We start from the raw sequence: 19,142 nt of genomic DNA on the forward strand, positions 1-19,142 counted from the left end.
GCCGCGGCCGCCGAGGTCGCGGCGGCGGCGGGCCGGATGGGCCGGGCCATGCCGGATGTCGACGTGCGCGCCCTGATTCACGACTCCCTGGAGTCACCGCACTGGCAGGATGTCGCGAGCCGCTGCCTGACCTGCGCCAACTGCACCATGGTGTGCCCCACCTGTTTCTGCACCACCACCGAGGACGTCACCGACCTCACCGGCGAGCACGCCGAACGCTGGGAGCGCTGGTCGTCGTGCTTCGAACTGGACTTCTCCCATCTGCACGGCGGCGGTGTCCGGCAGACGGGCGAGAGCCGCTACCGGCAGTGGCTCAGCCACAAATTGAGCACCTGGTACGACCAGTTCGGCAGCTCCGGCTGCGTGGGCTGCGGGCGCTGCATCGCGTGGTGCCCGGCCGGTATCGACCTGACCGCGGAGGTCGCCCGATTGGCCGAGCTGCGGGAGGTGGACGGCCATGGTCGGTGTTGAGGAGCTCGGCGAGTTCGCCACCCTGGCTCCCCTCGACCACTCGGCACTGGCCACGTTGGCGACGGCGGGGCGGACGGTGGGTTATCCGGCCGGGCAACGCTTGATCGTGGAAGGTCGGCGGGCCGACCGGTGCTGGCTCATTCACACCGGCCATGTGGTGCTCGACGCGCACATTCCCGGTCGTGGCGAGACGGTGGTGCAGACCCTCGGGCCCGGCGACCTGCTCGGGTGGTCGTGGCTGGTGCCGCCGTACCGCTGGCACTTCGGCGCGGTCACCGCCGAACCCGTGCGGGCGATCGAGTTCGACGCGGCCCGGCTCACCGAATTCGCCGACGCCGACCCGGCGTTCGGCCACGCGCTGACCCTGCTGCTGTTCGAGGCGCTGCTGGAACGGTTGCAGGCCACCCGGGCGCGGCTGCTCGACCTCTACCGCAACACCGCCGAAACCCATGCTGCCGCAACGCTTCACCGCGATGTCGAGGGAGGCGGGCGATGATCGGCGCGGTGCGGGCCCAGGCGGTGGACGGCGACGTCATGCTCCCGTATCGGGTGACGCGACGAACCGCGCACTCCGCCGATACCGCCACTCTCACGCTGGCGCCGGTCGAGCGCGCCGCGGCCTCCTTCCGGGCCGGGCAGTTCATGATGCTGTACCGGTTCGGGGTGGGTGAGATCGCCATCTCGATCAGCGGAAACCCATGCGCCAGGGGAACTTTCCTGGAACACACGATTCGCGCGGTCGGCGCTGCGAGCGCCGCTCTGCAGAGCGCTCCCGTCGGCGCGGCGATCGGGGTGCGCGGGCCGTTCGGCACCGGATGGGACCTCGACTCCGCGGCCGGGCACGATCTGGTGATCGTCGGCGGCGGGGTCGGTGTGGCGCCGTTGCGGCCGGTCGTGCTGGAGGCGCTCGCGCGGCGCGGCGAGTATCGCAGGGTCGTGGTGATCACCGGCGCCCGCACCCCCGGCGACATCCTCTTCCGTGCCGACCAGACCGCTTGGCGACACGACGCCTCGCTCGAACTGCACCAGACCGTCGATCATCCCGCGCCCGCCTGGACGGGGCCGGTCGGCTTCGTCACCGAACCGCTGGCCAAGCTGTCGCTGGATCCCGGCAAAACCACCGCGTTCCTGTGCGGACCCGAGCCGATGCTGCGATTCTGCGCGAATACGTTGTTGCGCAAGGGTATTCCATCGACCCGCATCCAGGTGTCGCTGGAGCGCAATATGCGCTGCGGCGTCGCGCGGTGCGGCCGCTGTCAGCTCGGACCGCTGCTGTTGTGCCGGGACGGGCCGGTGGTGGATTACGCGGTGGCCGAACCCTTGCTGTCGATCCGGGAGCTGTGATGACCATCCCCACCCTCGCGGTCTGGAAGTTCACGTCGTGCGACGGCTGTCAGCTCACCCTGCTCGACTGCGAGGACGAACTGCTCACCCTCACCACGCGGATTCGCATCGCGCACTTCACCGAGGCGAGCAGCGCGGCCGAGCCCGGACCGTACGATGTGTCACTGGTCGAAGGGTCGATCAGCACGCCGGAGGAAAAACAGCGGATTCTCGACATCCGAGCGCAATCCAGGATTCTGGTGACCATCGGCGCCTGCGCCTGCCACGGCGGCATCCAGGCGCTGCGCAATTTCGCCGATGTCGGCGAGTTCGCGTCGGTGGTCTACGCCAGCCCGCAATACATTTCGACCCTCGACACCGTCACGCCGATCGCCGCGCACGTGCCGGTCGATTACGAACTGCGCGGCTGTCCCATCGACCGCCGCCAGCTGCTGGACACCCTCGGCGCGTTGTTGGCCGGGCGCGCACCGGATCTGCCCGACACCAGCGTCTGCACCGAATGCAAACGCCGCGGCAACACCTGCGTCATCGTCGCGGACGGCATCCCCTGCCTCGGTCCGGTCACCCACGCCGGCTGCGGCGCCCTGTGCCCGACCTACCACCGGGGCTGCTACGGCTGCTTCGGACCCATGCGGCAGCCGAATATCGGTGCCCTGCTGCCGATCCTGCGCGTCAACGGCATGGAGACCGCCGATATCGACCGCGTGTTCAGCACCTTCGCGGCGGCCGCCCCCGCCTTCGCCGACAGGAGCCGAGATGAGCCATCGCAGTAGGCAATTGCGGGTCAGCTCGCTGGCCCGGGTGGAAGGCGAAGGCGCGCTGCGCGTCGTCGTCGAGGGCGGGCGGGTGTTGCGCGCGGAGCTCGATATCTATGAGCCGCCGCGCTTCTTCGAGGCGTTCCTGCGTGGCCGCGCCTACACCGAACCGCCCGACATCACCGCGCGGATCTGCGGCATCTGCCCGGTGGCGTACCAGACCAGCGCCTGCAACGCGCTCGAACAAGCCTGCGGCGTCGCATTGGATCCGCCGCTGGCCGCGCTGCGGCGGCTGCTGTACTGCGGCGAATGGATCTCCAGTCACGCCTTGCACATTCACCTGCTGCACCTGCCCGACTTCCTCGGCTATCCGGACGCGATCGCCCTGGCCGCCGACCACCGGGACCTGATCGAGCACGGACTGGCGATGAAGAAGGCGGGTAATGCCCTGCTCGAACTCATCGGGGGCCGTTCCATCCACCCGATCAATGTCCGGGTCGGCGGCTTCTACTCGGTGCCGCGCCGCGCCGATCTGGAACCGGTCGCCGAACAACTGCGCCGGGCCCGGGACTATGCGATCGAAACCACCCGGCGAGTGGCGGATTTCGAATTCCCGGACCTGGAACTCGACCACGATCTGATGGCGGCCACCTCGCCGGGCGTGTACGCCATCGAGAACGGCGTCGTGTCGACCAGCACCGGACTGACGTTCCCGGCCGAGGAGTTCGGCGAGCATGTGATCGAACAACAGGTGCCGCACTCCACGGCACTGCACGCACGGCTGGACGGCCGCCGGTATCTCACCGGTCCCCTGGCCCGCTACAGCCTCGAGTCCCGATCGCTGTCGCCGCTGGCTCGCGAGGTCGCCGCCGCGGCCGGACTCGGCGAGCAATGCCGTAATCCGTTCCGCAGCATCGTGGTTCGTGCCGTGGAGGTGGTGTACGCCATCGACGAGGCGCTGCGCCTGATCGGCGAGTACACGCCACCGGACCGCCCGGCGATGCCGTGCGCACCGCGACCCGGGGTCGGCCACGGCATCAGCGAGGCCCCGCGCGGACTGCTCTATCACCGGTACGAGCTCGACGAGGCGGGCACTATCCGCGCGGCCACCATCGTGCCGCCGACGTCCCAGAACCAGGCCGCCATCGAAGACGATCTGCGCCGCGTGGTGGCCGGCCATCTGGATCTCGAAGATGCCGGGCTGACCGCCTTGTGCGAGCGCACCATCCGCAACTATGACCCGTGCATCTCGTGTTCGGCGCACTTCCTCGAGCTGGAGATGGTACGCCGATGACCGAGCCGCGGGCCGTCGTCATCGGGGTCGGCAACGAATTCCGCCACGACGACGGCGTCGGACCGGAAGTAGCGAGGCGACTCGAAACGCTCCGCCTCCCCGGAGTTCTGGTGGCTCAGTGCGACGGCGAGCCGACCGGCCTGCTCGACCTGTGGGCAGGTGTCCGGCTGGCGGTCGTGATCGACGCGGTCCTGTGCGACCCCCGCACCCCCGGCCGGGTCTGGCGCACCACCGTCGACGCGCTGCGCGGGCTCACCCACGCGGCCAGCTCGCACGCCCTCGGCGTACCCGACGCGCTCCCGCTGGGCCGTGCCCTCGGCCGCGTGCCCGCCGAACTCGTCGTCATCGCCGTCGAAGCGCAACGCCTCGATCTCGGCGTCGGTCTCTCCGCACCGGTAGCCACCGCGCTCCCCGAGGTCATCACCGCCGTGCTGACCGAGCTGGCCCGCGTCGGCATCCCCGTGGACTCGGCCGCGCCCGGCGGGTGACCACCGGCGCGACCGGGCGCGCGGCGATCGGATCAGCGGGCGAGAACGGCCAGCAGGATCGCCCCCGCCAGCACCACCACCAACGCGGTCGCGAAGGCGATGAGCGTCCAGCGTTCTTGCGTACGGGACGTTTTCGTGGTCATGGCTGCACTTCCTCGGCGTGGCTGTCGGTATCGAGCGGGAGCAGATGGTCGGCGGCCAGGACGCGCGGCAGGAAGGCGCCGGTGATCCACGCCATGACCGACGCCATGGCCGCGCCGCCCAGCACGCCGATCGCGGCGACGAGCACCGGGGACTGACCCGGTTGCCACAGCGGGGGCGCGACGAGCATGAAGGCGAGCAGGCCGCCGATCCAGGCGACCGCGGTCGCCAGGATCCAGAGCGCGCCTCGATCGGTGAAGCGGCGCAGGACCGCCCACTGCGCGACGCCGATCGAGAAGATCAGGATCAGCGCGGCCGTGACCGCGACCGGGACCTGCACCGCGGTGGGCCAGTCGCCGAATCGCTCGCCGTAGCGCATGGGAAGCACCCCGATCGACCAGGCGACGACCGCACCGGCCGACGTCACCGCCGTCCAGGTCCCGATTCTCAACCCGGACAGCAAGGTTCGCAGCACGCCGGCCTGGAAGTATCCGAGGACCGCGCCCTCGACGGCGCCGGCCGCCAGCATGACCGCGGCGAGCACCGCGGCGCCCGCGTGCACGGTCAGCGCGCCCGCGAGCGCCGGTGCGAGAAATCCGAGCAGCTCCCCCATCGTCACCCGGGCGAACCATCGCCGGCGCAGATCCTCCGCGCGGGGCAGCCCGGACGCGGGCGCCGCGAGGTCGATCACCACATACGGATCCCGGGCCGGGGAGCTGGATCGTGGATGCGCCTGCCGGTAGATCGCGTCGACCTGTTCGTAGGCCAGCGTGTCCGGCACCGCGAGGTGGGCCAGGCCGGTGCGCCATTCGCCGTCGACTCGGATCGCGGCGGGATGCGGTGCGCGGAAGTTGCGCCACCAGGTTTTCGTGCCCGCGTGACCGACCCGGATCACCGCGCAGTCGCCGTCGAGGACATAGCCGACCGGGAGCGCGATCCGCCGGCCGGAGACTCCCGCCTCGTAGCGCAGTTCCCCCACCGAGTGGCGCAACCCGGTGGGCAGCCGCAGGGCGAGCAGCATCGCCGCCGCCCCGATTCCGGGAGTCTCGTATTTGGTGGCCACCGTGTCCTCCGTCCGCGGGCGCTGGGACCGCCCCGCTGTTCTGATCGTGCGCCGCGGCCCCTGACCTGCGACAGAACCCAAAGTCCCAGGCGCTGCGGCCTTTCGACGGTGACCGTCAGTCCACCGGGCGTCGTGTCCGCGCCGCGGCGAGCAGATCGGCTATGGCGGAATGGATTCCATCGGCGATCCGTTCCAGGTCCGGGGTCGAGTCGTAGTCGCCGGTGATGCCGAACGTCAGCTGGTCGCGGTAGCTGAGGATGGCGATGCCGGTGCGCAGGCGCATGGCGATAGGGATCGCCGGAATCAATTCCAGCACTTCGCGTCCCAGCAGGGTGAGGGTACGGCGCGGGCCGGGGATGTTTGTCGCCACCGCCGTCACCCCACGCTGGGGCAGCCGCGACCACAGCCGCATGCCCCAGGCGACCGGTGCGAACGGCAGCCGCCCAGCCAGGTCGAGCAGCGATTTCTCCGCCTGCGCCGCGCCGCTGGACTTATGGCGGGCCATGCGCTGATGAATGGTGCACAGGCGTTCCACCGGGTCGTCCAGATGCAACGGAAGCAGCGACAGGACGGCCGAAACCCGGTTGTCCAGTAGCGATCTCGCGTCGGCGGCCCGCATCGACACCGGCACCAGGATGCGCACGGTCCTGCCGGTGGGGTGCTCCCCGCGCCCCAGCAGGACACCGCGGTACGCCGAGGTCACCGCGGCGAGCACGACGTCGTTGACCGTCGCGTCGAATCCGCGGCCGATCTCGCGGATCTCCGCGAGGGAGGCCCGGGCGATCACGTAACGCCGCTGGCGGCCGATCGGGCCGTTGAGCGAGGACGCCTCGGGCACCGAGACGAACGCCGCCACCACCGGAATCAGGCTGCGCATCATCCCGACCGCGTACCGTGGCACGTCCAGCGGCAGTCGCAACCCGGTGACGACTCGGTCGAACCAGCCCTGCCCGCCGGCCGCGTCGGTCGCGGGTACCGCGCGCAGCCGCGGATCGGATACCGGTGCATCACATAGCCTTTCGAACAGGCCTACCCCGGAGACGCCGTCGACGAGGCTGTGGTGCGCCTTCACGATCAGCGCCCAGCGCGTATCCGCCAAGCGCTCGACGACGACGCATTCCCACATCGGATGATCACGATCCAGACGTTCGACGAGCTCGCCGGCGACGAACTCACGCAAGGCCGTCTCATCGGCGGGTCCGGGCAACGCGGCCCATCGAACGTGGTGGGCCAGATCGAAGTTCGGGTCTTCCTCCCACACCGGTACGGTCAGATCCAGCGGCGCGCGCCGGATGCGCTGTCGCAGGCGCTCGTTTCCCGCGACGCGCTCGGCCAGCAGGGCCGAGAATTCCGCTCGTCCGGGTGGCCGCCCGGCCAGGATCGCCACCGCCGCGATGCCGAGGCTGACGCGCCGGTCGGCGTCCTCGAGTTCGATGAATCCCGCGTCCAGCGGCTGCAATTCGGTCATGACCGACCCCTGATCTTCGATTATGCGCGGACGACGATCGTCGGGGTTTCGATGTTGTGCAGCACGGTGGAGCTGGTGGATCCGAGCAGCATGCCCTCGAATCCGCCGCGGCCACGGCTGCCGACCACGACCAGTTGCGCGTACTCCGATTCCCGCAGCAGCGCCTGGTCCGGGCGTTCCATCACCAGCAGGCGGCGCACGGTCACCTCGGGATAGCGTTCACCGAAACCGGCGAGCCGCTCGGAGAGCAATTCGTTCTCCTGCGCGCGCAACGGCTCCCAGCCGATGAGCGGCACGTACGAGCCGAGCACGTCGGTCCAGGCGTGCAGCGCGGTCAGCCCGACCTTGCGCGCCGCGGCCTCGGCGAAGGCGAGTTCCAGGGCGGGAACGCTGTTGGGGGTGCCGTCGACGCCGACCAGCACCGGCTTCTCCGCGGACAATGGGTCGGTCGCCGCGGTCGCGTGGATCACCGCCACCGGGCACCGGGCGTGCCGGATGACCGCGTCGGCCACCGACCCGAGTACGCCGCGGCGGATCGCGCCGAGACCGCGACTGCCCAGCGCCACCGCCCGCGCCCGCCCCGATTGCGCGAGCAGGTAACCGATGATCGGTTCGTGGATCACCTCGGTGGTGATCTCGACGGCCGCGCCGGCCGCGCCGGCGCGCGCCACCCGGACCGCCTCGTCGACGATGCGCTGCCCGTCCCGGGCCAGCAGTTCGCGATCGGCGGCGCCGAGCAGTTCGCCGGGCACCTCACCGACCGGCAGCGAGATCGAGGTGACGATGTGCAGTCCGCAACCGTGCAGCCCCGCGTCCACCACGGCCCACACCGCCGCCTGATAGGAGGTGGCCGAGCCGTCGACGGCGGCGATGATTCGCGAACGCGGCTGCGCGGCACGAGGGTCGAAGTCGTCGGTCATGATCGGTGTCCTTCCGATGGTCCAGTGCCGGTTACGTTCCGATGGGGCGGCCGAGCCCACGCAGCTCCGCTTCCCAGCGCACGGCGTGCACCCGGTCCAGCAGCTGGGTCACGCACCACAGCACCGCCAGCAGCGCGCAGCCCATGCCCACGAGCAACGCGACCGCGGTACCGATGCCGTTCAGCACCGCCGATCCCGGTTCCCGGGGCGGGTCCCCGGGCAGGCCGTCGGCTCCGAGCCAGGTCTGCACGGTGGAACCGACCTTCGTGTCACGGCGGACTTCGACGGTTCCCTTCCCGAGGCTCCCATCGTGTTTCCACTGGATCTGGACCTCGTAATGCGCGGCCTGCGCGGGGCCGGCCGCCACGGTCTGCTTCGGCTCGGTCAGCACGGTCGCGAGCACCTCGGTCTTCGCGGCGTTCTCAGTGCTGATGCGCTCGGCCGAGCTGCTGTAGGTCGCGGTCCCGACCGCGGCCGCCACCGGCACCGCCAGCAGCATCAGGGCCAGAACCAGCAGGCGGGCGAGCGTCTCCCAGCGATCCGTGGCCCGCATGAGCGGGTTCGAATTCCACGGTCGCAGCCGCCACACCCGCCACGCCAGTGAGGAATTGTGCGACATGGTCTTTCACCTCGTCCCTGGAGAACCGATCCGTGCCTCCAGCATCCCGTGGCCGAGAGCGCCGGTGACGGGCCTTAAGTCACCGATCCGCCGGTCCGAGGTCGTCGGTCTCCCGCTGGTGGGCCGCCGATCGGCGGATAGGGTTTCGACGCCGTTGAGGGCGCGGGCGGTGGTCATGGGCGTGACCCGCTCAATCGATCGCGACGGCGGTTCCGGCCACCAGCCCCAGATCCCCGTCGTAGCGGCGGTAGAGCAGACGGCCGCGCCGATCGGCGGGATCGGTGAAGAACAGGAAAGGCAGACCGTAGCCGCACAATCGTTGGGCCGCTTCGCCTTCGGTGAGGACACGCGTCGGATGCGAATTGATGGTCAGGGGCCGCCAGGTCGCCGACGACGGCGGTCGCATGCGCCGTTGCCGGGCCATCCGGACACCCAGCGGCCCGGCCCAGTACACGATCGCGTCCTCGCCGGTCTCGGCATCGATGAACAGGTGGACGTCGTAGTCCTTGGCGTCCATGGCGGCGGCCGCGCTGACCGGATCGAGGACCCGCAGGCCGCACTGCTTGCGTCGGACGATGGGCCGCTCGCCGGTCACGCTCGCCAAGGGCGCGCGACCCGGATCCGGGGCCCAGCGCGGCTCGGCTCTTCCGGTGAGCCGGTCGAGCTGGCGGTCGAGGCGCTCGGCGGCGAAGGTGAGTGCGAAGCCGCCCGGGCCGTCGGCCTGCACCCGAATCGGGGTGTCGGCGAACCGCGCATTCACCTGCGCCACGGTCGTGGCGCCGAAACTCCCGTTCCTGGTGAGCCGGACGCCGGCGGGCGACTCGAGGTGGTGGCGCCGCAGCACCTGCCGGATCACGCGATCGGCCCGGCTCTTCTCGGCGGCGGTGATCGGTCCGCGCGACTCCACCGCGACCCCGGGCGCCAGCGCCGCCACTCGCTTCGTATTCATCGAAGATGCCCCTCGTTCCCTGCCGACTCCGCCGAATGACAACGCCCATGCCATCATCCGGCGATCGACCCGGAACAGGGTCCAAGGTCCTCCCGGGTCACTTCCCGGCGTGCGCCGGCTGTGTCGCCACCGCGTTCCAGCCGGCGCGAGCGCCCGATTCCCCGATCCGGTACACCTGCACCGTCGCGGCCACGCCCGCCCCGATGGTGAGGACGGCGACCGCGCCGACCAGCATCCGCGACAGCGCGCGACCCCGCGTCTCGCGGACGTGGACGACGGCCACCAGGATCGTCACCGCCAGCAGGGCGAGGGCGAAGTAGACGAAGGTGTCGCCGAGATGAGTGTGGCTGCGCAGGTCCGGGTTTCGCCCGACCCGCTTCTCCAGCCACTCGCCCGCCTCGGTGGTGATCGGGGTCAGCACGGCGACCACCGCCGCGAGCGCGACCGTCAGCCACACCAGCCGCCGGCGCGCCGCCGGCCACAGCGCCGAGGAGATCGCCAGCAGTGCGGTGAGCGGCGCCAGCACCACGATGGCGTGGACCAGCAGGATGTGGGCCGGGAGCCCATCGATCGTGGACATCAGCGACTTCCGTTCGGTTCGGCAGAGGTGCGGACCAGCGTTCCCGTCATCGCTGGGAGAACGCTGGGACCGCCACGCGAGAAGGCTGGGAGCCGCCTGCGAACAGGCGGGCTCCCGGCCCAGTGGCGCGGCGCGGTCCGGAGCTCAGCATCGCGCGCCACGGACCGCGCCGTCCGCGCTCCAGCGCCAGTCGGCGACCTCGGGCGGGTCGACGCCATAGCGGCGGGCGTAGACGTCGGCGGCCTCGCGACGTGCGGTGAGCTGCTCGGTGAGCCCGGCGAGCCGATCGGCGAGGCGGGGCACCTCGGCGAGCGCGGCGGCCGCCAGGGAGAAACGGTCGATGCCGTTCATCGCGCACATGCTGAACGGGGTTGTGGTGGTGCCGTTGTCGGTGAAACCGTGGACGTGCATGTCGTCGTGGCCTGGGCGCCGGTAGGCGATGCGGTGGATCAGCCAGGGGTAGCCGTGGAAGGCGAAGATCACCGGGGCGTCGGTGAAGACGGCGCGGTAATCGTCGTCCGAGATGCCGTGCGGGTGGCGGTCCGGCGGGAACAGGCGGGCCAGATCCACCACATTGACCACACGAACCGCCAAGTCGGGCACCATGTCTCGCAGCAGCGTCGCGGCGGCCAGGGTCTCCTGCGTGGGGACGTCGCCGGCGCAGGCCAGCACCACCTCGGCCGGGCGACCGGAATCGGTGCTCGCCCAGTGCCATACGCCCAGGCCGCGGTCGCAGTGCACGCGCGCCGCGTCGTCGTCGAGGTATTGCAGCGCGGGCTGCTTGCCGGCGACGACGACATTGACCCGGCCCCGGCTGCGCAGGCAGTGGTCGAACACATGCAGCAGGCAGTTGGCGTCAGGCGGCAGGTACACCCGGCTGACCTCGGGTCGTTTGCTGAGGACGTGGTCGATGAAGCCGGGGTCCTGATGGGAGGCTCCGTTGTGGTCCTGCCGCCACACGTGCGAGGTGATCAGGTAGTTGAGGCTGGGAATGGGCTGGCGCCAGGCGAATTCGGCCGCCATGTGCAGCCATTTGGCGTGCTGCACCACCATCGAGTCGATGACGTGCGCGAACGCCTCGTAGGTGGAGAACACGCCGTGGCGGCCGGTGAGCAGGTAGCCCTCCAGCCAGCCCTGGCACAGATGCTCGGAGAGCACCTCGAAGACGCGGCCGTCCGGAGACAGCCGATCGTCGCCCGCGATGCGCCGTTCGCGCCAGCGCCGGCCGGTGACCTCGAGGATGGCGTCGAGGCGGTTGGAGGTGTGCTCGTCCGGGGAGAAGAACAGCAGATTGCGCGGGTTCTCGACCAGCGTGTCGCGCAGGTAGCCGCCGAGCACGCGGGTCGCCTCGGCCGATTCGGTTCCCGGCGTGTCGAATTCGACGGCGTAGTCGGTCGGGCACGGTAACCGCAGGTCGATGCTGTCATGGCCGTGCGCGGCGCGGTTCGCGCTCATGCGCAGGTGCGCGGGGTGCAGGTCCGCGATCCGTTCCACCGGATGCCCGGCGGAGTCGAAGAGCTCCTCGGGACGATAGGAGCGCAGCCAGGCCTCCAGCTGCGCGAGGTGTTCGGGGTTCTCACGTACACCGGGCAGTGGCACCTGGTGGGACCGGAAGGTGCCCTCGACTGGGACGCCGTCGACCATTGCCGGTCCGGTCCACCCCTTCGGGGTCGCCAGCACGATCATCGGGCGGCACGGGTCGCGCGGGCCGAGCCCGCGCTCGGCGTCGTCGCGGATCTCGCGGATCCGTTCCATCGCCTCGTCGAGCACGGTCGCGTAGCGGTCGTGCACCTCGGCCGGATCGGAGCCCTCCACATACATCGGCTCCCAGCCCTGCGCCGAGAGCATGGCGTCCAGTTCACCGCGCGACATGCGTGCCAGCAGCGTCGGATTCGCGATCTTGTAGCCGTTGAGATGCAGGATCGGCAGCACGGTCCCGTCGGTGACGCGGTCCAGGAACAGCGACCCGTGCCAGCTGGTGGCCAGCGCGCCCGTCTCGGCCTCGCCGTCGCCGATCATGCAGGCCACCACCAGATTCGGATTGTCCAGTGCCGCGCCGGTGGCGTGCGCGAGCGAGTACCCGAGTTCGCCGCCCTCGTGGATCGAGCCCGGCAGGTGCGGCGAGGCATGGCTGGGCACGCCGCCGGGAAAGGAGAACTGCCGGAACAGTTCCCGCATACCGGCCAGATTCTGGCCCACCTCCGGGTGCCGCAACGAATAGGTGCCCTCGAGCCAGGTCGCCGCGGTCAGCGCCGCCGCGCCGTGGCCGGGACCGAGCACGAACAGCATCTCCTGCCCGGTGCGCATGATGACGCGGTTGAGGTGGGCGTAGGTCAGGGTCACACCGGGCACGGTGCCCCAGTGCCCGATCAGCCGCGGCTTGATGTGTTCGGGCCGCAGCCTTTCGGTCAGCAGCGGGTTGTCCATGAGGTAGATCTGGCCCGCGGCCAAATAGTTCGCCGCCCGCCACCACGCGTCCAGATCGACCAGGTCGTCCCGGATAGCGGTCTCGGCGCCGGGCATCGTCCTCGTCATCGCTTCGTCTCCTCGGGATCCGCGTGTACCACCATCACGGGGCTGTGCGCGTGCTGGACGAGGTGGTGGGCGGTGGATCCGAGCAGCAGGCCGGCGAATCCACCACGGCCGCGGTTGCCGACCACGACCAGCTGCGCGGTCTTCGACAGCTCGGTCAGTTCGGCCGCGGCCCCCGCGACATAGACCCGCCGGGTCACCTCGATGTCCGGGTATTTCTCCTGCCAGCCCGCCAGCCGTTCGGCCAGCACGGCCTCCTCGATACCGTCCAGATCGCCGTTGATCGCCGCGGTCACCTCTCCCGCGTACTGCCCGGTGTCCCAATCGCTCCAGGCGTGCACGGCGATCAGGCCGGTGCCTCGTTCGGAGGCCTCGACGAACGCCGCGGCGATGGCGGCCTCACTGGTCCGGCTGCCGTCGACGCCGACCACCACCGGACCGGAGGTGCGTACGGCGTCGTCCAGATCGGGGTCCGGCCGCACCACGATGACCGCACCGCGCGCATGACTGGTCACCGCGAACAGGGTGGAGCCCAGATGCGCGAGCGTTCCGGCGGTGCCGGACGCGCCGATCACCACCGCGAAGGCGGTCTCGCTGTCCTCGATCAGCAGCTGGGCGGCGGTATCACCGGACATCGACGACGAGACCTCGACCTGCGGGTCGTATTCGCCCGCGGCCAGCACGGCCCGCGTGAGCAGCGTCCGCCCCGCGGCTTTGACACTGTCGATCAACGGCTGGGTGGCGACCGCGTAGGTGCCCACGCCACGGCTGACGCCGACCAGGTCGAGCCCGTGGACCAGGTGCAGTCGCCGCCGGTGCCGCGCGGCGTACTCCACCGCCCACCGCAGCGCCCGCGCGGCTCCCGGTGAGCCGTCCACACCCACCACGACGGGCGCGGAGGCCAGCCGATGCGGATCGTCGTAGTGCTGCTCTGTCATCGTGACCTCCGGGGTGAGGTGAAATCATCTGCGCCCGAACCGGGCTGGTCCTCTCACGGTAGGAACGCCGCCACCCCGGCTGCTGCTGGCGATCGTCCTCGAACCGGGGACCAAAGGCCTCTGCGCGGCGGACCCTGATCACCGGATCGGGACTTCGCCCGCCCTTGGTCACTGCCGGGTCGGGAACAACGGCCCTGCTGCCGGCCCCGCGCCGCGACGAGGCTGGTTGCCATGGATTCTCCCGCACCACCCCACGCCGTCGCCATCGCGGCGCTGGTCCTCGGCTCGGTCATGGTCGTCGCGATCCCCGCGGCCGCCGATTATCTGGTCTTCTGGGCGCGGTTGTACGGCGCGGTGCTGGTCTACCTCGCGTTCGCCGAATATCTGGCGGTCGCGGTGGGGCTGGTCCGCTGGGGTGTCGGTCAGCTGCGTTCCTGATCGCGGCCCGCCACGAAGTCCCGCGCGTCCAGCGGCACCCGTACGGTGGCCCCGGCCGCCAGCAGCTCGGTGATGCCGTCACAGTGGACCTCCACCGGATCGGCGTGTCCCGGATCGGCGGCTACCTCCAGCGCGCCGGCGCTGATTCGGATCGCGAGGCGATGTCCGCGATAGATGATCGAGTAGCGCAACTCCCCCAGTTCCGCGGGCCAGCACGGGTTGAAGATCAGCCGATCGGATCGGATCTCCATCCCGGTGAAGCAGCGCTGCACCAGGTCGATGCTGCCGGCCATGGCTCCCAGGTGAATTCCCTCCTCCGTGGTCCCGCCCTGGATGTCGGTGATATCGGAGTCGAGCACGCGGTCGAAGAATTCCATGGCCTTTCCGCGGTGCGCGCGAGCCAGCACCCAGGCGTGCACCACCGCGCTGAGCGTGGATCCGTGGGAAGTCCGGGCCAGGTAGTAGTCGATGGTCCGCGGGATCATCTCGCCGGGCAGTTCGTAGCCGAGCCGATCGAACATCTCCCGCAGCTCGTCGGCCGAGAACAGGTAGAACAGCATCAGCACGTCGGCCTGCTTGGCGGCCCGGTACCGGTTGACGTCGTCGCCCTCGGCCTCGAGGATGCGATCCAGCCGCTGGATATCGCCGTAGCGCCGCCGGTAACCGTCCCAGTCCAGTTCGGCCAGCAGCTCGTACCCGTCGAACTGACTCAGGACGCCATCGTGGAACGGCACCGCCATGCGCCGGCTCACGTGTTCCCACCGGGCGACCTCACCGGGCGAAACGCGCAGTGATTCCAGCAGTTCCGCCCGCGCCCGCGGGGTCAGCCGGTCCAGCGCGTCCTGGGCGCGCAGCAGGGTCCAGACCGCCATCACATTCGTGTACGCGTTGTCGTCGACGCCGGATCCGGGCGCACCGGGCGAGCCGGTGTGGAATTCGTCGGGCCCGATGACGCCGCGCAGGTGATAGCGGTCGTGGTGGGGATCGTAGTCGGCCAGGCTCCCCCAGTATCGGGCGATCTCGACCAGCAGTTCGGCCCCGTAGTCGGTGAGGAATTCGATATCGCCGGTGACCTGGTAGTACTGCCAGACGTTGTAGGCGATGGCGCTGCCGATGTGGTGGGCGCGCGGGCTCGGATCCGGATTCCAGTGCCCCGACAGCGGATTCAAGTGCAGCAGCTGGCTCTCCTCGCGGCCGTCGGAACCCGACTGCCACGGGAACAGCGCACCGCGCTGCCCCGCCGCCGCGGCCGCGCGGCGGGCCTCGGGCAGCCGCCGGTACCGGTAGCGCAGCAGCCCGCGTGCCAGTCTCGGGAAGCGCGGGTTCAGGACCGGGTACACGAACAGCTCGTCCCAGAAGACGTGTCCGCGATACGCCTCGCCGTGCAGCCCGCGCGCGGGCACCCCCACATCGAGATCGGCGGTGTGCGGCGAGAGCGTCTGCACCAGGTGCAGCAGGTGCAACCGCATCACCCGGCTCGCCCGATCGCCGTCGCCGAAATCGATGCGCAGCCGGTCCCACAGGTGTTCCCAGGCGGCGGTGTGGGATTCGAGCAGGTCGGCGAAGCGGCCGGCGACGCGCAGGGACCGCGCGGCCTCGTCGTCGGGCGCCGAGACGGCATGGTCGCGGCCGGTGACGACGGCCGCGACCTTCTCCAGCACGACCGTGTCCCCCTCGGTCATCGTGACACCGTGGTCGTGCCCGATCGCGCCGTCGAGTTCGACGAGTTCGGTCGCGGGACACAGCTTCACCCCGTCGCGGTGCAGGGTTCCGCGCACGGCGGTCGCCACCGGGATCCCCGACTGCCCGGTGCGCACGACCAGCAGCACCGATTCGGGCGACAGCTCACGCGCCGAGACCGGCTCGAGGTGCTCGCCCGACAACGCGCGATACCGTGCCACCAGGCCGTTGCGCACCGCGCCGTCCACCGTCGACCGGAAAACCACGGTGCCCGACCAGTTCTCGGCCGTCACGGCCGTCTCCAGCGCGCACAGGTGCGGGGCGTGCATGGCCGCGAAGCGGCGTTGCCACACCCGCGTGATCCGACCGGTGGCGTCCCGGAAGCGGAACTGCCGCAGCAGGACCGCCCGCCGCAGATCGAATTCCTGCCGATAGGAGAGCAATTCGACGGTATCGATGTCGAGCCAGTCGCCGTCGCCGACGCGGAAGGTGACCGGCAGCCAGTTCGGCAGGTTCACCAGGCTCTCGTTGTCGACCGTGCGCCCGGCGATCTGGTCGACGAGCCGGTTGTAGATCCCCGCCACGTAGGTGCCCGGATAGTGCTGCTCCCCGGCCGCGCATTCGGGCGCGGCGCCGCGGGTGGCGAGGAAGCCGTTGCCCACCGTGCACAACGCCTCGCGCAGGCGCTCGTGCGCCGGGTCGTAGCCGTCGAAGGCGAACACCCACGAATCCGACACGGCCCCCGCCGATTCGGCCTCGAACAGCCCGGCCAGATCGTCGAGGAACGCGCATACGCCCTCGGGTCCGGGCAGCGCGAAGCGGGCGGCGGTGCGGCGGTCACCGTTCTCGTCGTGGCGGACCGCCACCGCGATCCCCTCCGCCTCGACGGCGTCGAAGGCGTCCTCGTCGGTCAGGTCGTCGCCGAGGTAGATCGGCAGGACGGGGGTGGTGAGATGGCCGAGGATCCAGCGCAGCGCGGTTCCCTTGTCCCAGTCCACGTCCGGCCGCAGTTCCACCACCTTGCGCCCGCCCGTCATCCGCAGGCCCCGGTCGTGCGCCTGCGCGTGCGCCGCGGCGGTCACCGCGGCGACGTGTTCGGGCGGCACCCGCCGGTAGTGCACGGCGACGGCGAACCGCTTGTGCTCCACGAGAACTCCAGGGATCTTACCGAGTGCCCGCCGCAGTTCCGCGGCCGCCGCGGCGAGTGCGAGCTCCGCGCCCGGCGCCGCGTCGTGCACGTAGGTCGTGCCATCCGGAGCCAGCAGCTCGAATCCATGACACCCCGCGTACCAGAGCCCGTCCACTCCCACCCGTTCGCGCAGATCCGTGAGCTCGCGACCGCTCACGATGGCCACCGGGCACCGCGAGGCCAGCCGCGCCAGCGCCGCGGCCGCGCCGTCCACCAGCGTCGCGGCGGCCGGGTCGGGGACGATCTCGGACAGGGTGCCGTCGAAATCCAGTAGAACCGAGGCCTTTTCGGTGTCGAGCAGGTCCCTTACCCGGGCCGTCGTCGCGGTGGGCAGCTCCGACATGCGCCGGAATCCGTCACGCAGCCCCACGCGCGCGAGATCCGGAATCACCACGTCGGCACCGCGCTCGGCGAGCCGGGCCGCGTGCCCACCGCGGTCGACACCGATCACGAGGCCGAAACCACCCGCCCGACCGGCTGCCACGCCCGCCTCGGAGTCCTCCACGACGATGGTCCGTCCAGGTTCGGCATCGAGCCGGCGGGCGGCTTCGAGCAGCATCGCGGGATCGGGTTTGCCCGCCAGACCCAGCTCCTCGGCGACGATCCCGTCCACCCGCACCGGGAACAGGTCGCCGATGCCCGCGGCCCGCAGGACCTCGGCGCAGTTGCGGCTGGCGGAGAAGACCGCGACACCGATCCCCGCGGCCTGCAAGCGCCGGACCAGCGCGACCGTGGCACCGAACGCGGGCACCCCGGCGCGGGCGATCCGCTCCAGGAACAGCCGGTCCTTGCGATTGCCGAGCGCGCAGACCGTGCCGGCGTCCTCGGCGTCGGCGGGGTCTCCGAAGGGCAGTGAAATGCCCCGGGCCGCAAGGAAGTTGGCGACTCCCTGATAGCGGGGAACGCCGTCGACCGAGGTCAGGTAGTCGTCGGCGCCGAACGGCGACAGATCCTCGCCGGTCACCGCCGACCGGTGGCTCAGGAAATCGTCGAAGGTGTCCTTCCAGGCCGCCGCGTGGACCGAGGCGCTGTCGGTCACCACACCGTCCATATCGAAGATCACCGCGTCATGTCGCCGCGCATCGATCAGCGGCGTGGCCTGGGTGTGCTCGTCCACCACTTCAGCGTGCGTCGCGCCCGGCGTGTCGCCAAGGGTCCTGTAGCACCGCACCGAGGACCAATGGCCCCTGCGGCTGGAACCGCGCGCGTCCTAGCGTGAGTCCATGAGCCCACTACCCAGCGGCGACACGATCGAGCAGGCCGTCCGGCTGTCCGGTCGAGCGCCCTCGTTGCACAACAGCCAGCCGTGGCGCTGGGTCTTCGACGGCGCCGCCCTGCACCTGTACTCGGTGCGGGAGCGCATGCTGCCCGCCACCGACGCCTCCGGACGGGAAATGCTGATCAGCTGCGGTGTCGCCCTGGGGCACCTGCGCGCCGCCCTCGCGGGGACCGGATGGCAGACCCGGGTCGCGTACTTCCCCAATCCCACCCGCCACGACCATCTGGCGACGGTGACCTTCGAGCCCGCGCGCTTGGTGACCGACGCCGATCTCGATCGCGCGGCCGCCATCGACAAGCGCTACACCGACCGCCTCCCGTTCACCGCGCCGGAGGGCTGGCGCGATTTCGAACCGGTGCTGCCGGTGGTCGTGGATCCGGTCGACGCCGTGGTCACCGTGCTGCCCCCCGAGGCCCGCGGCGAGCTGGCCCACGCCTCGCGGCTCACCGCCGCGGTGCGCCGCTACGATTCCGGCTATCAGGCCGAATTGCAGTGGTGGGCAGGGCATTCGCTGGCCTCGGAGGGAATCCCCCCGGCCGCTCGGATATCGGCCGAGGAGCGGGAGCGGGTCGAGATGAACCGGGTGCTGCCCGCCGTCGGCGGCGAATCACGCCGCACCGAACTCGATGACGACCACTCCGTCGTCGTGGTCGTGTCCAGCGGCGACAGCCCGGTCGAACTGGTGCGGTGCGGCGAGGCGCTCTCGACGATCCTGCTCGAGTGCACGGTCGCCGGCTACGCCACCTGCCCGGTGTCCCATGTGACCGAACTGCCGCGCAGCCGCGCCATGATCCGCGCGCTCACCGGCAGTGATCAGCAGCCCCAGGTGCTGGTGCGGGTCGGCAGCGTCGCGGCGTCGGACCGCGTGCCGACCCGGACGCCGCGGCTGCCGCTCGCGCGGATCCTCGAGGTCACCGCGCCCGCGAACTCGGCCGCCGAATGATGGCCGGCGCGGCCCTACTGTGTGCCCCGCGAGTTATGTTTGACGTGACAG

General features: G+C 70.7%; 17 protein-coding genes. 8 read left to right on the plus strand and 9 right to left on the minus strand.

Annotated features, from left to right (window positions below):
• The 6 genes from ACWELJ_RS07285 to ACWELJ_RS07310 form a co-directional block, all read left to right on the plus strand.
• On the plus strand, positions 1-471 hold a 471-nt coding region (locus tag ACWELJ_RS07285), incomplete at its 5' end, for a 4Fe-4S dicluster domain-containing protein (protein ID WP_452365301.1).
• Positions 458-967: a cyclic nucleotide-binding domain-containing protein gene (locus tag ACWELJ_RS07290; RefSeq protein ID WP_452365302.1), complete on the plus strand. Its 510-nt coding sequence runs from the start codon at positions 458-460 to the stop codon at positions 965-967. The genes ACWELJ_RS07285 and ACWELJ_RS07290, both read left to right, overlap by 14 nt.
• Positions 964-1,815: an FAD/NAD(P)-binding protein gene (locus ACWELJ_RS07295; RefSeq protein WP_452365303.1), complete on the plus strand. Its 852-nt coding sequence runs from the start codon at positions 964-966 to the stop codon at positions 1,813-1,815. Before ACWELJ_RS07290 ends, ACWELJ_RS07295 begins: the two co-directional genes overlap by 4 nt.
• The gene (locus ACWELJ_RS07300) at positions 1,815-2,588 is read left to right on the plus strand and encodes an NADH-quinone oxidoreductase subunit B family protein (protein WP_452365304.1); all 774 of its coding nucleotides are present in this window, start codon (positions 1,815-1,817) and stop codon (positions 2,586-2,588) included. The genes ACWELJ_RS07295 and ACWELJ_RS07300 overlap by 1 nt, the downstream gene beginning before the upstream one ends.
• Positions 2,572-3,864, plus strand: coding sequence for a Ni/Fe hydrogenase subunit alpha (locus ACWELJ_RS07305; RefSeq protein WP_452365305.1), 1,293 nt, complete (start codon positions 2,572-2,574; stop codon positions 3,862-3,864). The genes ACWELJ_RS07300 and ACWELJ_RS07305 overlap by 17 nt, the downstream gene beginning before the upstream one ends.
• Positions 3,861-4,352, plus strand: a complete 492-nt coding sequence (locus ACWELJ_RS07310) for a hydrogenase maturation protease (protein WP_452365306.1) — start codon at positions 3,861-3,863, stop codon at positions 4,350-4,352. Before ACWELJ_RS07305 ends, ACWELJ_RS07310 begins: the two co-directional genes overlap by 4 nt.
• A 139-nt stretch (positions 4,353-4,491) precedes the next feature.
• Here the strand turns inward: ACWELJ_RS07310 and ACWELJ_RS07315 are convergent, their stop codons facing one another.
• The 8 genes from ACWELJ_RS07315 to ACWELJ_RS07350 form a co-directional block, all read right to left on the minus strand.
• A complete protein-coding gene (locus ACWELJ_RS07315) occupies positions 4,492-5,556 on the minus strand; it encodes a hypothetical protein (RefSeq protein WP_452365307.1) in 1,065 nt (354 codons plus the stop codon).
• A 115-nt stretch (positions 5,557-5,671) separates the two neighbouring features.
• Positions 5,672-7,024 carry a wax ester/triacylglycerol synthase family O-acyltransferase gene (locus ACWELJ_RS07320; protein WP_452365308.1) on the minus strand — a complete coding sequence of 451 codons (1,353 nt, stop codon included), beginning with the start codon at positions 7,022-7,024 and terminating at the stop codon, positions 5,672-5,674.
• 20 nt (positions 7,025-7,044) lie between these two features.
• Positions 7,045-7,944, minus strand: coding sequence for a universal stress protein (locus tag ACWELJ_RS07325; RefSeq protein WP_452365309.1), 900 nt, complete (start codon positions 7,942-7,944; stop codon positions 7,045-7,047).
• A gap of 31 nt (positions 7,945-7,975) precedes the next feature.
• The gene (locus tag ACWELJ_RS07330) at positions 7,976-8,563 is read right to left on the minus strand and encodes an Rv1733c family protein (protein ID WP_452365310.1); all 588 of its coding nucleotides are present in this window, start codon (positions 8,561-8,563) and stop codon (positions 7,976-7,978) included.
• Between the two features lie 190 nt (positions 8,564-8,753).
• The gene (locus tag ACWELJ_RS07335; protein ID WP_452365311.1) at positions 8,754-9,512 is read right to left on the minus strand and encodes a sigma 54 modulation/S30EA ribosomal C-terminal domain-containing protein; all 759 of its coding nucleotides are present in this window, start codon (positions 9,510-9,512) and stop codon (positions 8,754-8,756) included.
• 97 nt (positions 9,513-9,609) lie between these two features.
• On the minus strand, positions 9,610-10,092 hold the full coding sequence (locus ACWELJ_RS07340) for a DUF2231 domain-containing protein (RefSeq protein WP_452365312.1): 483 nt from the start codon (positions 10,090-10,092) through the stop codon (positions 9,610-9,612).
• Between the two features lie 144 nt (positions 10,093-10,236).
• Positions 10,237-12,627, minus strand: a complete 2,391-nt coding sequence (locus tag ACWELJ_RS07345; RefSeq protein WP_452365313.1) for a phosphoketolase family protein — start codon at positions 12,625-12,627, stop codon at positions 10,237-10,239.
• Entirely contained in the window at positions 12,624-13,562 is a 939-nt protein-coding gene (locus tag ACWELJ_RS07350) for a universal stress protein (RefSeq protein ID WP_452365314.1), read from the minus strand. The genes ACWELJ_RS07345 and ACWELJ_RS07350 overlap by 4 nt, the downstream gene beginning before the upstream one ends.
• 231 nt (positions 13,563-13,793) lie before the next feature.
• Between ACWELJ_RS07350 and ACWELJ_RS07355 the strand changes: the two genes are divergently transcribed.
• Positions 13,794-14,000, plus strand: coding sequence for a hypothetical protein (locus ACWELJ_RS07355; RefSeq protein WP_452365315.1), 207 nt, complete (start codon positions 13,794-13,796; stop codon positions 13,998-14,000).
• Here the strand turns inward: ACWELJ_RS07355 and otsB are convergent.
• Entirely contained in the window at positions 13,985-17,986 is a 4,002-nt protein-coding gene (gene otsB / locus ACWELJ_RS07360; protein ID WP_452365316.1) for a trehalose-phosphatase, read from the minus strand. The two genes, ACWELJ_RS07355 and otsB, sit on opposite strands and share 16 nt — an antisense overlap.
• A 106-nt stretch (positions 17,987-18,092) precedes the next feature.
• Here otsB and ACWELJ_RS07365 point away from each other — a divergent pair, with 106 nt between their 5' ends.
• A complete protein-coding gene (locus ACWELJ_RS07365) occupies positions 18,093-19,091 on the plus strand; it encodes an Acg family FMN-binding oxidoreductase (protein ID WP_452365317.1) in 999 nt (332 codons plus the stop codon).
• Positions 19,092-19,142: the final 51 nt, after the last annotated feature.

The organism is Nocardia sp. NPDC004582 (assembly GCF_053602115.1).